This window comes from Actinosynnema sp. NPDC023658 (assembly GCF_040639995.1).
Taxonomy (GTDB): domain Bacteria; phylum Actinomycetota; class Actinomycetes; order Mycobacteriales; family Pseudonocardiaceae; genus Actinosynnema.
On the sequence record NZ_JBFAAX010000134.1, the window covers coordinates 1 to 14,194 of the forward strand.

The 14,194-nt window shown below is 66.1% G+C and carries 15 protein-coding genes and 1 tRNA gene; 11 read left to right on the top strand and 5 right to left on the bottom strand.

The genetic code is table 11. The annotated features are described in order from the left end of the window. Together AB0G02_RS16925 and AB0G02_RS16930 are read right to left on the bottom strand one after the other, a co-directional pair. A partial coding sequence (locus tag AB0G02_RS16925; RefSeq protein ID WP_360794703.1) for an ATP-dependent Clp protease proteolytic subunit occupies positions 1-395 on the bottom strand: 395 nt, incomplete at its 3' end. 130 nt (positions 396-525) lie between these two features. Then, positions 526-1,191 carry an ATP-dependent Clp protease proteolytic subunit gene (locus tag AB0G02_RS16930; protein WP_360794738.1) on the bottom strand — a complete coding sequence of 222 codons (666 nt, stop codon included), beginning with the start codon at positions 1,189-1,191 and terminating at the stop codon, positions 526-528. 1,104 nt (positions 1,192-2,295) lie between these two features. Here AB0G02_RS16930 and AB0G02_RS16935 point away from each other — a divergent pair. Together AB0G02_RS16935 and AB0G02_RS16940 are read left to right on the top strand one after the other, a co-directional pair. Beyond that, the gene (locus AB0G02_RS16935; protein WP_360794706.1) at positions 2,296-3,948 is read left to right on the top strand and encodes a hypothetical protein; all 1,653 of its coding nucleotides are present in this window, start codon (positions 2,296-2,298) and stop codon (positions 3,946-3,948) included. A 17-nt stretch (positions 3,949-3,965) separates the two neighbouring features. After that, positions 3,966-4,523: an HD domain-containing protein gene (locus tag AB0G02_RS16940; protein ID WP_360794709.1), complete on the top strand. Its 558-nt coding sequence runs from the start codon at positions 3,966-3,968 to the stop codon at positions 4,521-4,523. Here the strand turns inward: AB0G02_RS16940 and AB0G02_RS16945 are convergent. Together AB0G02_RS16945 and AB0G02_RS16950 are read right to left on the bottom strand one after the other, a co-directional pair. Then, complete coding sequence (locus AB0G02_RS16945; protein ID WP_360794711.1) at positions 4,516-4,986, bottom strand: NUDIX domain-containing protein; 471 nt, start codon at positions 4,984-4,986, stop codon at positions 4,516-4,518. The genes AB0G02_RS16940 and AB0G02_RS16945 overlap by 8 nt on opposite strands. A 12-nt stretch (positions 4,987-4,998) precedes the next feature. Then, positions 4,999-5,742, bottom strand: a complete 744-nt coding sequence (locus AB0G02_RS16950) for a DUF5919 domain-containing protein (RefSeq protein ID WP_360794714.1) — start codon at positions 5,740-5,742, stop codon at positions 4,999-5,001. Between the two features lie 229 nt (positions 5,743-5,971). On the opposite strand from AB0G02_RS16950, the gene AB0G02_RS16955 reads away from it, so the two are divergent. The 7 genes from AB0G02_RS16955 to AB0G02_RS16985 all read left to right on the top strand — a co-directional run bounded on the left by AB0G02_RS16955 (position 5,972) and on the right by AB0G02_RS16985 (position 12,105). Further along, a complete protein-coding gene (locus AB0G02_RS16955) occupies positions 5,972-6,355 on the top strand; it encodes a plasmid replication, integration and excision activator (RefSeq protein ID WP_360794741.1) in 384 nt (127 codons plus the stop codon). A gap of 32 nt (positions 6,356-6,387) precedes the next feature. Continuing rightward, positions 6,388-6,567, top strand: coding sequence for a hypothetical protein (locus tag AB0G02_RS16960; RefSeq protein WP_360794717.1), 180 nt, complete (start codon positions 6,388-6,390; stop codon positions 6,565-6,567). Continuing rightward, positions 6,564-7,070: an AMED_5909 family protein gene (locus AB0G02_RS16965; RefSeq protein ID WP_360794720.1), complete on the top strand. Its 507-nt coding sequence runs from the start codon at positions 6,564-6,566 to the stop codon at positions 7,068-7,070. Before AB0G02_RS16960 ends, AB0G02_RS16965 begins: the two co-directional genes overlap by 4 nt. Positions 7,071-7,422: 352 nt before the next feature. Further along, the gene (locus tag AB0G02_RS16970) at positions 7,423-8,889 is read left to right on the top strand and encodes an FtsK/SpoIIIE domain-containing protein (protein ID WP_360794723.1); all 1,467 of its coding nucleotides are present in this window, start codon (positions 7,423-7,425) and stop codon (positions 8,887-8,889) included. 26 nt (positions 8,890-8,915) lie between these two features. Beyond that, entirely contained in the window at positions 8,916-10,490 is a 1,575-nt protein-coding gene (locus tag AB0G02_RS16975; RefSeq protein WP_360794744.1) for a replication initiator, read from the top strand. A gap of 26 nt (positions 10,491-10,516) precedes the next feature. After that, positions 10,517-10,714, top strand: a complete 198-nt coding sequence (locus AB0G02_RS16980) for a helix-turn-helix domain-containing protein (protein WP_360794726.1) — start codon at positions 10,517-10,519, stop codon at positions 10,712-10,714. Then, complete coding sequence (locus tag AB0G02_RS16985) at positions 10,711-12,105, top strand: integrase (protein ID WP_360794729.1); 1,395 nt, start codon at positions 10,711-10,713, stop codon at positions 12,103-12,105. The genes AB0G02_RS16980 and AB0G02_RS16985 overlap by 4 nt, the downstream gene beginning before the upstream one ends. Positions 12,106-12,281: 176 nt before the next feature. Here the strand turns inward: AB0G02_RS16985 and AB0G02_RS16990 are convergent. Continuing rightward, a tRNA-Arg gene (locus AB0G02_RS16990) sits at positions 12,282-12,354 on the bottom strand. Positions 12,355-12,552: 198 nt separating this feature from the next. Here AB0G02_RS16990 and AB0G02_RS16995 point away from each other — a divergent pair. Both AB0G02_RS16995 and AB0G02_RS17000 read left to right on the top strand, forming a co-directional pair. Further along, the gene (locus tag AB0G02_RS16995) at positions 12,553-13,413 is read left to right on the top strand and encodes a hypothetical protein (protein WP_360794732.1); all 861 of its coding nucleotides are present in this window, start codon (positions 12,553-12,555) and stop codon (positions 13,411-13,413) included. A gap of 17 nt (positions 13,414-13,430) precedes the next feature. Continuing rightward, the gene (locus tag AB0G02_RS17000; protein WP_360794735.1) at positions 13,431-14,177 is read left to right on the top strand and encodes an FkbM family methyltransferase; all 747 of its coding nucleotides are present in this window, start codon (positions 13,431-13,433) and stop codon (positions 14,175-14,177) included. The last annotated feature ends 17 nt before the right edge of the window (positions 14,178-14,194 follow it).

Here is a 14,194-nt window from a genome sequence, read left to right on the forward strand (position 1 = left end):
GCCTCCGGCGACTTCAGGTGCTCGCCGTCGAGCCCCTCGTCGAGGCCCGGTTCCCTCAGGACGACGGCGGAACCCGGCAGGGCGTACCTCTTGCCGGGCGCCCCGGAGCACAGCACGAGGGCCGCCGCCGACCCGACCGTGCCGACCGCCCAGGTCGACACCTCCGGGGCCACCCAGTCGACCACGTCGCAGACCGCGAACGCGGCCGACAGCGACCCGGCCGCGCTGTCGATGTACAGCCTGATGCCCTTGTCGGGATCCGTGGCGTTCAACAGCAACAACTGCGAGACCACGGCGGTCGAGGCGCTCCTGTCCAACTCGCCGCTGACGACGATCGTCCGGTCGTCGAACATGTCGCTCATCAACTTGTTCAACGCCCAGCCGTGCGCGGACATCCCCGTGGCCACTCCCTCCCGGTACCCACGTGCGGAGTGCACGAACCCGCTCGACGCCGGACGAGCGGTCGGACCGGCGGGGGAGGCCCACCGCGTCCGGCTCGTGGCTGACCGCGCGACGAGCGAAGGCTCAGCGCGAGGGGTTGATCGGGTCGCTCTCCGGCGCGCTGGCCGCCCGGCTGATCACGTGGTCGACCAGGCCGTAGTCACGGGCCTCGGTGGCGCTGAACCAGCGGTCGCGCTCGGCGTCCTTGAGGACCTGCTCCTGCGACTGCCCGCTGAAGCCGGAGATGAGCTCGGCCAACCGGGCCTTCAGCCGGCGCAGGCGGTCCGCCTGGATCGTGATGTCGGACTCGCTACCGCCGACGCCGCCCAGCGGCTGGTGCATCAGGATCTCGGCGTTGGGCAGCGCGTAGCGCTTGCCGGGCGCACCCGCGGACAGCAGGAACTGACCCATCGACGCGGCCATGCCCATCGCGTACGTGGCCACGTCGCACGGGATCAGGTTCATAGTGTCGAAGATGGCCATACCCGCGGTGACCGAACCACCGGGCGAGTTGATGTACATCGCGATGTCGGCGTTCGGGTCCTCGGCGGCCAGCAACAGCATCTGGGCGCAGAGCTTGTTGCCGATCTCGTCGTTCACTTCCTGGCCGAGCACGATGATCCGCTGGGCGAGGAGGCGGTCGTAGAGCGAATCACCCCAGGAAAGGCCACCCGGACCCGCCGCGTTGACGGGCGCGTTGATACCGGACCAGATCGTGGGCGCGGCCGCGACCTGCTTGTGCTCGTACATCTCCACGTGCTGCTCTCTTTCTCTTGCCGCGTCCTGGCATGCGGAGCCCACTCTAGTCGTGGTCGCCCCGGCGCGTGCTCCCGACACCACGGGTTCGCCACAAGCGGACGTGCCCACGACCGGCCCACCGAACACCGCTTCCCTGGCCTGTCCACTCGACCTGTTTCCGCTGGTCAGCGCCCTGCTCCATGATCTGCCGCACCTCCCCGCCGTCTGCCCTCGACGTCGCCGTGACCGAGCCCGTCGGTCGCCTCCGGCCGGTGCGGCCTCGTGGTCGGACGGCTGGCGGACCACCCCACCGCCACCCCCGTAGCGACCCTCTCGACCAAGCGGGCCGCCCGTCCAGCGGCAGGGTCTTCGAGTCGACGTCCTAGTTGGACGTGCGGCGGTATTCCACGACCGACGCTCACCTCACAACGGGCGAGCCGTCTGGTGGCAACCTGTGCCGAGTGGCCGAATGCGACCGACCTAAAAGATCAGGCCCCGAGCGCGTTGTCGCAGCTCAGGGCCTGATTCACCCGGCGAAAGGTGAGTGCCCCCGGCAGGATTCGAACCTGCGACACACGGTTTAGGAAGGCGTGTGGCCGAGCTCTGCTGTCACGTCCCCTGACCTGCGTCGAAGCGGCACCCCGTCGCCCACGTCCACGGAGCCATTTCGCAGTGGCTTCGCGTCTCGCGCTGAGGGCTGGGAGACGGCCCAACCCTGCTCGATGGCAAGACGGCAAAGCCGTCGCGGCAGCCGATCGCCCCGGCCACCACCGTAGCCGGGTAACCGCGCGATCGTCCCGACCGGCAAGCCGCGGGACTCTCCGGCCTCCAGCTCGCCATCACCTCGCGCGCCGTCTCCGGACCACGTGCACCGACTCCGCGCACGGCCGACGGGCGGAGCGAAGCGGGAGCCCGGCGTGCCGTGATGCGGGGAGTCGGTGCCAACGTGCGTCCGGCTCATCCGCGCGCCGCCGCTGGCGGCGCGTGCCTTGATCCCATAGAGCCCAATTCGGCAGCGATCGCCGCAACGTGACAAGAACGTGACTTATTAGCGCTAACGGCAGTCAAGTGTTGCCCGATGGAAAGGTACCTCGACGTTGCGGTTAGGAGAGTCTCGTGAAGAAGGCTCAACCCAATAGGGCCCCTGCTACCGACTTCAACCTGGGCGGTGGACAAGCTGAGGCGGATCCCCTACTGCAACGGGCGTTTTACGAATCTGGCCAATATGCTGCTATGGCGTCTCGCGAAGACCCAAGATGCTTCATTGTCGGTCGCACCGGCAGTGGCAAGTCGGCCATGTTGCAAAGGATTGAAGAGGAAAATCCCGATCACGTAATCAGGATCAATCCGGAAGACCTCTCTTTGCCGTACATATCGGATCTTGGGGTCGTGCGGTTCTTGGCTGCTATGGATGTTCATCTCGACCCCTTCTTCATTGCCCTGTGGAAGCATGTCCTTCTTGTCGAGATTATCCGTCATCGTTACAAGGTTAATTCGCCTGCTGCAAAGCAGAACTTCTTTTCGGCACTTCGCGACAAAATCAGCCGAGATCGTAGCAAGGCAGCGGCACTCGAATATTTGGATGACTTCGATGGCAGCTTCTGGTGCGAGACTGATGAGCGAGTTCGTGACATAACCACTAGATTTGAGGAGCAGGTTAAGAAAGAGGCGGGGGGTAAAATATCAGTGCCTTCGATTGGTGACATATCGCTTTCAGGGGCGGACACTCGAACTCTTGGAGGTGAGACGAAAGCTCAACAGGCCGAGCGTTTCCAGCGGATCGTAAATGAGACGCAACTGCCTCGCTTGAATAAAATGATCGGCGTCTTGGATGATGACATCCTGGATTCTCCGCAAAACTTCACTTACGTCATCATTGATGATCTCGATCGGGATTGGGTCGATGAACAGATACTTAACTCTTTGATTCGGTGCCTGTTCCGCGCTGTCCTGGATTTGAAGCGTGTGCAGAACTTGAAGGTTCTGGTTGCTCTTCGCACGAACATCTTTGATCAACTTGACTTCGGTGCTCGTACCGGCGGTCAAGAAGAAAAGTTTCGCGCGGTTAAAATGATCATGAGGTGGACGAGAGCTGATCTGGAAGAGCTTGTTGGGATCAGGGCTGCGTCCGCGGCGGATGTTCGTGGTATCTCTGGAATCAGTAGCGCAAAAGACCTTCTGCCGGCAACTAACAAGACTCGAGGGAACCCGCTCGACTACATCCTTCGGCGGACCCTTATGCGGCCTCGTGATGCCATCTCGTACTTTAACGAGTGCTTTTCGCTCTCGGCGGGACGTCCGAAAATCACATGGGACAACATTCACGACGCAGAGCAGAGCTACTCGAAGGATCGCCTACTTGCGCTTAGGGATGAATGGAAACCCAGTTTCCCTGACATTGACCAAGTCTTCAACCTCTTCGAGGGCGTGTCAACCAAGATGGAGCGAGGAGAGTTCTATAGTAAGCTCGATGAAGCTGCACTCTTGCCTGCGAATCAGGATTTCTCTGGAACGGTCTGGATGACTGTATTGTCGGAAGCCATCTGGAACGGTAGTGATGGCATTAGCGGTCGAGAGTACCACGGACTTTCTAAGCTGCTCTACGATATTGGCTTTATCGGCATGATCCGTCGCAATGGCGGCGGCGAAATTTATGCCCAAAATGCTCCTGGGCAACTCGATAGGCCGAGCGCCCTGGATGATGTGATGCAATTCACCGTACATCCCGCTTTTAGGTCGGCTTTGGACATCAAGCCGGATAATGGCTGAGGGGCTATAATGGACTAGTGTACAGTTTCAAGGCAAAAGAATTAGCTCAACGTCTGTTGGCGTGGAACCTACCTGTTCGATGGATGCATGTCTTGGGGGTTGCGGAGCGCGCTAAAAAGATGGTTTCCCAGCTCGACCGGACGTCGTTTGAATTATTGATCTCCGCATGCTACCTGCATGATATCGGCTACTCTCCAGTAGTCGCCAGAACCGGATTTCACTCGCTGGACGGTGCTCGGTACCTTCAGGGTGTGGGAGTCTCTGATCGTCTCTGTGGGTTGGTTGCGCATCACTCATGCGCGATGCTTGAGGCGCAGGTGAGAGGATTGTCTGATGAACTCTCGGTGTGGAGTGACGAGAAAACTGTCCTTCGTGATGCACTGTGGTGGGCAGATATGACAACTACGCCGAATGGGCGTGTAACTACTATCGAGGGCCGTATCAAAGAAATTAGAAGACGCTACGGACCGAAAAGTCCGGTATCGATTTTTATTTGTCAGGCGGAGTCGGAGCTAATTGCTGCGGTGGAGCGTACGGAGGCTCGGTTGAGGGCCGCTGGGGTTGAGGTCAGGTGAAATAGGGCTTAGCGCGGTTGCTGAGGCCGTGCTCGATGCGTAGTCGGATTGACGGGTGGATATCGAGGTCGGTTAGACGGTCGGGTTTTACCCAGTGGACTTCCTTGGATTCGTTGCTTGTGCGCAGCTCGCCTCCGATCGGTTGAGCGCGGAAGCAGATGGAGAACTCCTGGCGGACCTCGCCATCGTCATAGGAGATGACGTGGTTGGGGTTGGAGTAGAGGCCGACCAGGCCGGTGACCTCGACATGGATGCCGGTTTCTTCTTCGACCTCGCGGACGACGGCTTGGGTCAGGGTCTCGCCTACGTCCTGGCCGCCGCCGGGGATGGCGTACTTGTCGTTGTCGGTGCGGCGGATCATCAGGAGGCGGCCGGTGGGGTCTTGGACGATGGCGCTCACGGCCACCCGGATGCTGTTGGGCTTCGGGGCGTTCGGGTCGTTGAGGTAGTCGGTCCGGCTCATGGTTCGACCTTGTCAGAAGGTGGCGCGCTTCGCGCCGGCCCAAACGGTCTCCAGGCTTCCGGAGTAGGTCTCGAAGAGGTCGCCTGCGGAGAGTCGGCGTAGGTGGAGGGCTGGGGCGTGGGCTCCGGGGAAGCCGTAGACGTGGGTGTTGACGATCATCTCGTCGTCGAAGCGGAAGACGGAGTTGTAGAGGGTCGTCTTGTGGAGGCGGACCTCGATACCGGGGACGTCAGACAGTGGGCCTACGAAGGCCAGGGCGTTGCGGATGCGGGCGGGGACGGTGCCCTTGCCCAGTTGCTCCTCTTCACTGCGTCGGGTCGCCTCGCGGGCGGTGGGGTCGCCAAAGAGGAGGCGGATGCGGGTTCCGGTCTCGGCCTTGTGGCGCAGCTCCTTGGCGAACGTTGGACGTTCGACCAGGAAGAGGGCGGCCAGGGACAGAACCTCGATGTGCTTGGTGGCGTCGGTGAGGAGTCGGTCCCAAAGGTCCGCGGGGATGTTGTTGCGGTGGGGGTAGACCTTGACCACTTCCGACTCAGCGATCTCGGCCCTGCGCTCCGCAGCTACCGCGTCCGGCCAGAGGTAGTTCTCGGTCTCGCGGACCATCGAGGCGATGGTGTGGCGGTGACGGGGGTAGGGGACGCGGCCCTTGGTGATCCACCGTTCGACGGTCTTGGGGTCCACGCCGGTCGCTCGGGCTACGCGATCGAGGTCCAAACCGTTGCGCAGCAGGGCTTCTCGTAGGCGTTCGTTGGCCATGTTCACCCCTCTGATGACGACTTGGGACGTCTTCAAGCTAGCAGAGACGTCCTTAGAAGTCCCGCTATGCGGTGCTTGCGTCCTCCTGATCGGCCGAAGGTGGTTGGTGTCAAGGTGCTGGACCACGGGTCCAGTCGACGCTGATGACAGGAGAGCGGCTGTGGCGATCACGGGTGGGAGCAGGCTCCCGGCGACGCACGACTTCGTGTTTCCGCGTGGTGCGTTGGTGATGGGTGTGGAGCCGGTGTTGCGGTTCCAGTCGGCCGAGGAGCGGGCGAAGGGGTTGCCGGTCCAGCAGGAGACGGACAAGGAGTCCGGGTTGCTGGTGTGGTCGGTGTTGGTGATCGACCAGGCGGCGGAGCGGAAGACGGATGCGGTGGTGACGGTGAAGATCGCGGCTCCGCACCAGCCGGTGCCGCCGGAGGCGATTCCGGGGACGGATGTGCGGCCGGTGGTGTTCGAGGGGTTGACGGTGACGCCGTGGATCGATGACAAGGCGTGCCGGGGCAGTCATGGGGGTGAGCGGCATCGGTGCCGGGCGAAGCTGGGGTACAGCTTGCGGGCCTCGGGCATGAAGCCCGTGGCGGTCAAGCCTACCGCGAAGGCCGCGTGATCGGGATGCGCGTGGACATGGTTCGGATTCACGTGACCGATGACCTGCCCATTCGGGCTTTCGCTCAGGAGTACGCGGATCGGGTGGAGATCCGCTTCGGCAACCCGATCCCGGTCGCCCTGGTGGTGGATCGGAATTCGATCAACAGGTTGCGGTGGGCGTTGCAGACCGGGGGTGCCGCGTTGGGTGTGGTGGGGGATGAGTGGGAGTGAGTGAGGCGGAGGAGTTGTGGTCGGCGGTGTCGTCGGCAACGACGCTGCGGGACGCTCATGACGCGTTGGCGAAGGTGACGCCCTCGTTCGCGGAGACGCAGGTGCCGTGGCGGGATTTCTACCTCCAGTCGGCCGAGGTGTACGAGCGGGTGGCAGAGACCGATCCCGGTCGGCGGAAAGAGGCGTTGTTCCTGGCGGAGTTGCACCGGGAGAAGGCGGAGAAGATCGCGCACGGTCTGGTCGCCTGGACTGCTGCGCAGCGCGCGGGGTTCGGTGAGCGGTACACGGTCCGGCTTCGAGGTGAGATGTTCGGCAAGGCCGTGCGGTTGGCGGGGTTCCACTCGGACTACGCGCTGGCCAGGGCGATGGGGCTCAACCGGTCCACGGTGAAACGTGCGCGCGAGGGCGAGCTCCGTCCTGGGCCGAGGTTCATCAGTGGGGCGTTGAAAGCGCTCGCGCCGCTGGAGTTCGACGACCTTTTCGAGGTCGACACGCACGAGTGACGGCGCGGCCGCAGAAGTCGGCTCCGCGCGGTAGGTGATTCCGGATTCCCGGTCGGTGTGGTCGTGGGGAACAGGCCCGAGTCTTGGCGGGCTGAGCCTGTTCCCCGACGACCGCACGGACCGGTCTCTTGCGCGCTTTCGTTGACACACAAGGGGAATCGGTCATGTCGAGGGTATCGGTACGTGGGGGACGTGCGTCAAGTCGGCGTAGTGCCCCGTCCGTGTGGAAATTGTCCAACGGTCGCCCCTGTGGGGCGTGCAGGCGGTTCGGTGTCTACGCACCCAATCAACTCGTCTGCTGTGGCTGTCTGGGCTGGCTGCCGTTGATTTTCGCGCCGGTGGAGCGTGCGCGATGAACGGCGGGAAGTGGGTTGATCCGGCTCCGTTCGAGGGTGTGCGGCCCCGGGTGCCGTGGTGGGCGTTGGTGCCGGGCAAGGCGAAGTGGATCGCGGCACTGGTGGCGCTGGTGTGGTTCGTTGTCGTCGGGGCCGTGCGCCTGGTGCTCGTCGTGGTCCGGTATCCGGCGGCCACGCTGGTGCCGTTGACGGCGGCCTGGTGCTGGCTGCGGTTGGGGCTGTCGCCGCTGGTCCTGGCCTTGCTGAGCCTGACGGCGGCGCTCACGATCTGGGCCGGTCTGGATCGGGCCTCCTTCCTCCGGCACGTGTGGTTCCGGGGCGTCACCGAGTACCGCCGGGCCACCGTCTACGTACCGCGCTGGCGCACCACCATGCGCCTGGCCGAGCTGGCCAAGCGGGACCGGGGACGTGAGTACCGGCCGAAACTGCGGCGGGTCCGGTCTGAGGGGTGGCGGGATCGTGTTCGGGTGCGGATGGTGCCTGCCCAGTCGCCGGAGGCGTGGGAGCTGCGGCGGGATGGTCTGGCGCACTCGTTCGGTGCTCGCTCGTGCCGGGTGCGGGTGCTGCGGCCTCGGGTGATCGAGCTGGACTTCGTCCACCGTGACCCGCTGGTGCGTCCGTTGCCCGTCCCTGCGCTGACCGATGCCGAGGTGGATCTCAAGCGGGTGGTCGTGGGGCGGACGGAGACGGGCAGGCCGTGGCGGCTGCGGCTGCTCGGGTCTCAGGTGCTCGTGGTCGGTGTGCCCGGTGCGGGCAAGGGCTCGGTGTTGTGGTCGTTGGTGTGGCAGCTCGCGCCGGCGGTTCGGGCGGGTCTGGTGCGGCTGGTGGGCATTGACCCGAAGGGCGGCATGGAGCTGGGGCAGTGCCCGGACGCCTTCGACCGGGTCGTGTACGACAACGGGCCGGAAGCCGTTGCACTGCTTGAGGAAATCGCCGCAGAGGTCAAGGAACGTGCCACCCGGTACCGGGGTGTGCGGCGGCTGTGGGCGCGGTCGACGGGAGAGCCGTTCACGGTTTTGGTGGTGGACGAGCTGGCGGACCTGATCGCCTACCAACCCGACAAGCAGCTCCGCGAACGAGCGGTGCGGGCTGTCCAGACGATCACCTCGCAGGGCCGTGCGCCTGGGTACGCGGTCGTGGGCCTGGTGCAAGACCCGCGCAAGGAGGTCGTGTCCTTCCGGCACCTGTTCTCCACCCGGGTGGCGCTGCGCCTGGACGAGCCGCAACAGGTCGACATGGTCCTTGGCGACGGTGTCCGACAGCGCGGCGCGGCGGCCCACGAGATCAGCGAGAACACGCCCGGCGTCGCCTGGATCAAGGAGGACGGGCAGAGGGAGCCGGAACGGGCACGAGCCTTCCACGTCACCGACGCCGACCTGGTCGAGCTGGGCCTGTTCTTGGCCGACGCGGAGGTGCACGACTTCCCGACTCGGCCGGATGGCTCGGGGGAGGTGGCGGCGTGAGCGAGTACCTGACCCGTGCGGACCGGATGAAGCAGCCAGCGGCGCTGGATGTCGCTCGGGCGGTGGCTGAGGAGCACGGTGTCTGCGTCCGGCCGTTGGCCAAGGAGCGGGTCGACCTGGACACCGGGCGAGTGGACATCGTGCCTGTCCCGTGTGGGTCGACGGTGGCGAGTGTCTGCCCGACGTGCGCGGAGAAGAACCGGCGGTTGCGGATGGCGCAGTGTCGGGAGGGGTGGCACCTGACCGAGGAGCCCGACTTCACCCCGGACCCGCCCAGCGACGATCAGCGGGCACTGACTGCCTACCGGGCTGACCTGGTGAAGGTGTACCGGCAGGCCGTTGAAGAGGGCGACGAGATCGGCGCGGAGGAGGTTCGAGAGGAGGTCGCCGGGGTCGACGCCGAACTTCGGCAGCTCGGAATCCGCGGTTCACTCCCCGCTCTGGAGGTACATCCACGGATCACCCGGAAGCGGTCGACCAGGCGGCGGCAGGATGCGCCGAACCTGCCTCGGCGGCCGGTCACCAAGCGCACGGTCGGGCGGGTGTTCGGGGGCAAGTACCAGCCCTCGACCTTCCTCACGCTGACGCTGAACAGCTACGGCAAGGTGCGTAGCGATGGCACGCCGGTCGACCCGAACTCCTACGACTACCGGCGGGCGGCTCGGGACTCGGTGCACTTCGCAGCACTACTCGATCGGTTCGTGCAGAACCTTCGGCGGTGCGTCGGGTGGGATGTGCAGTACTTCTCGACCGTCGAACCTCAGCGGCGACTGGCGCCGCACTGGCACGCCGCGATCCGGGGTTCGATCTCGCGCGCGGAGCTGCGGGCGGTCACGGAGGCCACCTACCACCAGGTGTGGTGGCCGAGCCACGACGAGATCAAGTACAGCGGCGACAACCGGCCGGTGTGGGATGCGCGGGCGAAGGGGTTCGTCGACCCGACTACCCGCGAACCGCTGCCGACGTGGGATGAAGCGCTGGACCAGGTGGAGCGTCCGGCGCACGTGGCGCGGTTCGGGGTGCAGGTGCACTCCAAGGGCATCCTCGGCGGCACGGAGGAGGCCGGGCGGCACATCGGCTATCTGACGAAGTACCTGACCAAGAGCATCGGTGAGTGCTTCGACGCCCAGACCGCCCGCCAGGAGGACCACGCCGAACGGCTGTGCGCCGAGCTGTCCGTCACGCCCTGCTCTCCGCAGTGCCCGGTGTGGCTGCTCTACGGGGTCCAGCCGAAAGGCGCGCGGCTATCTATGGAGGCTGGCCGGTGCAAGGGCAAGGCGCACAAGCGCTCAACCCTCGGTGTGGCCGGTCGGCGGGTGTTGGTGTCGCGGAAGTGGTCCGGGAAGTCGCTGGCCGACCACAAGCACGATCGCAAGGAATTCGTTCGGCAACTGCTTGCCGACGTGGGGATCACCGGAGACGACCAGCCCAAGCGGGTCGTCTGGAACAACGTGCAGCCCGGTGACCCGAACGTGCCCCCACGACCACACCTGCTGCTGCGGGCGGTCGCGGAGCGGCGTCGATGGAAGGCCGAGTACACGGCGGCTCTGCTCGCCTCGGCCAGTCCGCCAAACCGTTCGGCAACTGCTCAAGCTGCGTAAACGGGGGTTCGGGGATGAGTGGCAAGGTGCGTGAGCTGGCTGAGTTGATGTCTGTTCCGGAGATGCTGGAGGCCCTGGGTGGGGAGGTCTCGCGGGACACGTTCTACAAGTGGCGGCAGACGGGGAAGGGGCCTCGGTGCTTCGCGCTGCCCAACGGTGAGCTGCGGTGCAAGCGGGTGGACTTCCTCGCTTGGCTCGATGACCTGTACCGGGCGGCGGCATGACGACCACGTTCAAGGTCCGGTTCTGGGAGATCGCGGACTGGTCGAAGAAGAAGGGCAAGGACGGGAAGCGGAAGGCTCGGCCGTATGGCGTGCGGTGGGTGACCGACACCAAGTCGCACTCGGAGTGGTTCGGGACCAAGGCCTTGGCCAACAGTCGTCGGTCGGAGCTGATGCAGGCAGCTCGACGGGGTGAGGAGTTCGACGTCGAGACGGGTCTCCCGGTCTCGGAGCTGAAGCGGCGCAACTCGCTGTCCTTCGTGGAGTTTGCGCAGTCCTACATGGATATGAAGTGGCCGGATGCTGCTGCTACTACTCGGGGAAGCACCGTGGAGGCGTTGGCCACGGCTGGTGCGGCGTTCGTCCGGGATGGAGCCGGACGGCCGGAGGTGAACGAGCTGCGGGGTGTGCTCACGCGCAACCTGCTGCCTCCGACCACCCGTGACGGGGAGCTGTCGCGTGAGGGGCGGGAGGTGGTGGATTGGCTGGTCCGGAACTCGCGTCCGCTGTTCGAGCTGACGGATGCTGCGACGGTCCGTGAGGTGTTGGACGCACTGGCGGTCAAGCTCGACGGCAAGGCGGCGGCGGCCACGGTCTACCAGCGGAAACGGGCGGTGTTGTTCAACCTGCTGTCCTACGCGGTGGAGCTGGGGCTCATCCCGGACAACCCGTTGACCAGGGTGAAGCGCAAGGTCGCGAAGGTGGTCGAGCAGGTCGACCCGCGTGTCGTCGCCAATCCCGGCCAGGTGGAGCGGCTGTTGACCGCGGTGACCTACGTCGGTCGGCGGAACCAGGACCGGGGCGCGCACTTGGCGGCGTTCTTCGCGACCGGCTACTACGCGGCTGCTCGGCCCGCTGAGGGCTTGGGGCTCCGTGGGGATGACTGCACCCTGCCGGTGGAAGGCTGGGGCCTGCTCATGCTCGGTGAGTCGCGTCCGGCGGCCGGGAAGCGGTGGACGGACTCGGGGGAGGTCCACGACCGGCGGGGCCTGAAGCACCGTGGGGTGAAGGACGTGCGGCCGGTGCCGATTCCGCCGGTGCTCGTCCGCATCCTGCGGGGTCACCTCGACCGGTTCGGGACCGGGCCGGACGGGCGGCTGTTCCGCTCACCCGGCGGAGGGGTCGTGTCCTCGTCCACCTACTACCGGGTGTGGGAGGAGGCCCGCCAGTACGCCCTGACCCCTGCCCAGGCGGCCTCTCCGCTGGCTGGGCGGCCGTACGACCTTCGGCACGCCGCAGTCTCGCTCATGCTCAACGGTGGCGTCCCGGCCACGGAGGTGGCGGAGCGGGCGGGGCACTCGGTTGACGTGCTGCTCAAGGTGTACGCGAAGTGCATCGACGGGCAGCGGGAGAAGGTCAACAAGCTGGTTGAAGCGCTGTTCGGTGACGAGTAGCGCAGGTCTCACTGCGACCCCCTGGGAACCCGACCCAGGGGGTCGAGCCGTTTCGCGGTGGTTTCGCGGAGGGCGGCAGACAGGGGCGGATTCCGGCTGACGGTGACTGACGTAAAAGATCAGGCCCCGAGCGCGTTGTCGCAGCTCAGGGCCTGATTCACCCGGCGAAAGGTGAGTGCCCCCGGCAGGATTCGAACCTGCGACACACGGTTTAGGAAACCGATGCTCTATCCCCTGAGCTACGAGGGCGCGGGGGTGAGCCTACCGGGTGGTGGGTCGGGCTTCCGGTGGCGGGGTTGTCACTCGGTGGGCCTAGGGGTGTGCACCTTCGGTTAGGGGGTCGGCCGCCGGCGGTCGGCTGTACGGCTGAAGTGGGGCGGCCCGTCTGTTCCGCGTCGGCCCGGTCAGGTACAGAGGGGACATATCCCCTCCGACGAAAGCCATCCCATGAGCAGCCGACCCTGGCCTGACTTCCGTCCCGGCCCGCTGGGCTCCCTCGGTGCCTGGTGGAGACGCCTGCGCGCGCGCCCGGACGCCGAGCAGTACGCGTTCGTCCCGGCCTCGACCTCGCACCAGCACCCGTTCGAGTCGCCGCTCCCCAGCGCCGTCTACGGCCTCGACTTCCAGGCCCGGATGACGATCCACTGGCGCGTCGACCTCACGACGGGCGTCCGGCACAACGCGCCGCGCAGCGCCGCGGTCAACGACATCGTCCACCGGGCCCGCGCCCTGACCGAACGGGCGATGCTCGTGCACCACGCGCCGCTCCAGCACCAGCTCGGGGCGGAACTGGCCGCGGAACGGCAGGTCGAGGGCACGCACGTGTGGGCGCGCGCGGACGCGGTGGAGCTGACCGTCGACGAGACGGACCTGGCGATGGCGCGCAAGCACATCGAGCTCCTCCAGACCACGACGATGCGGCAAGCCGAACGGGACGCCGAACGCGCCGAGATCAAGTACCTGCGCGACGAGGTGCTGACCGACCTGTCCACCGCGACGATCTGGTGGTTGGTCCGCAACGGCTACGAGGTGGAGCAGGCGGTGGCCCTGAGCCGGCACCTGGCCGACCTCGTCGGCATCGCCTCGCAGCGCCGCGACCAGCACTGGGCCGACACGCTGGTCACCTCCTTCGAGAGCGCCCTGCCCCGCCTGGACGACGGGCACCGCGCCGACGTCCGCCTGCACCTGGCCAAGGCGCTGGGCATCTACGGCGGCTCGCACGTCGCCGCGGAGTTCGCGGAACAGGTCGGCCTCCCGCCGCAGCTCCCGCCGAACCACCACCAGAACGGGGCCAAGCCGCTGCCCTGATTGCCTAACCTGGCGGGGTGAACCACAACCTGACCGAGGTGCGTGGCGCCGCCGTGGCCGGAGCGTTGCGCGTCCTCGCCCGGCTCACGCCGTACGTCGAACCCGAGCTGATCGGCCTGCGCGAGGTGGTGCGGCCCGGTGATGTGTGCGTCGACATCGGCGCCGCGCTGGGCCTCTACACCGTGTCGCTGTCCCGCCTCGTAGGTCCACAAGGGACAGTGCACAGCATCGAGCCGCTGGTGTTCGCGCACCCGACCCTGTCGTTCCTGCTGCGCCCGCGCGAGGGCGGCAACGTCGTGCGGCACTCCGTCGCGCTGGGCGTCAGCGAGGGCCGTGACGTGATGAGCGTCCCCGTGCGGCACGGCACACCGGTCACCGGCCGCTCGTTCCTCACCGCGGGCGCGGACGGGCTGGGCTCCAACGCCGAGTTCACCGACCACCTGGAGGTACTGGTCCGCACGGACACCCTGGACCGCTTCTGTGCGGCCAACGCCATCGACCGCCTGGACTTCGTCAAGGCCGACGTGGAGGGTGCGGAACTGCGCGTGCTGCAAGGCGGCTCGGAGACCATCGAGAGGTTGCGGCCGAAACTCCTCCTGGAGGTGGAGGAGCGGCACGTGCGGCGCTTCGGCTACCGGGCCGGTGACGTGCAGGACTGGCTCGCCGAGCGCGGCTACCGGATGCACGCCTGGCACCGCAACACGTGGCGGCGGGTCGACCGGATCGACGACCGCGTCCGGAACTACCTGTTCATCCCGGCCTGAGGTGGCGGAAGCGGGAG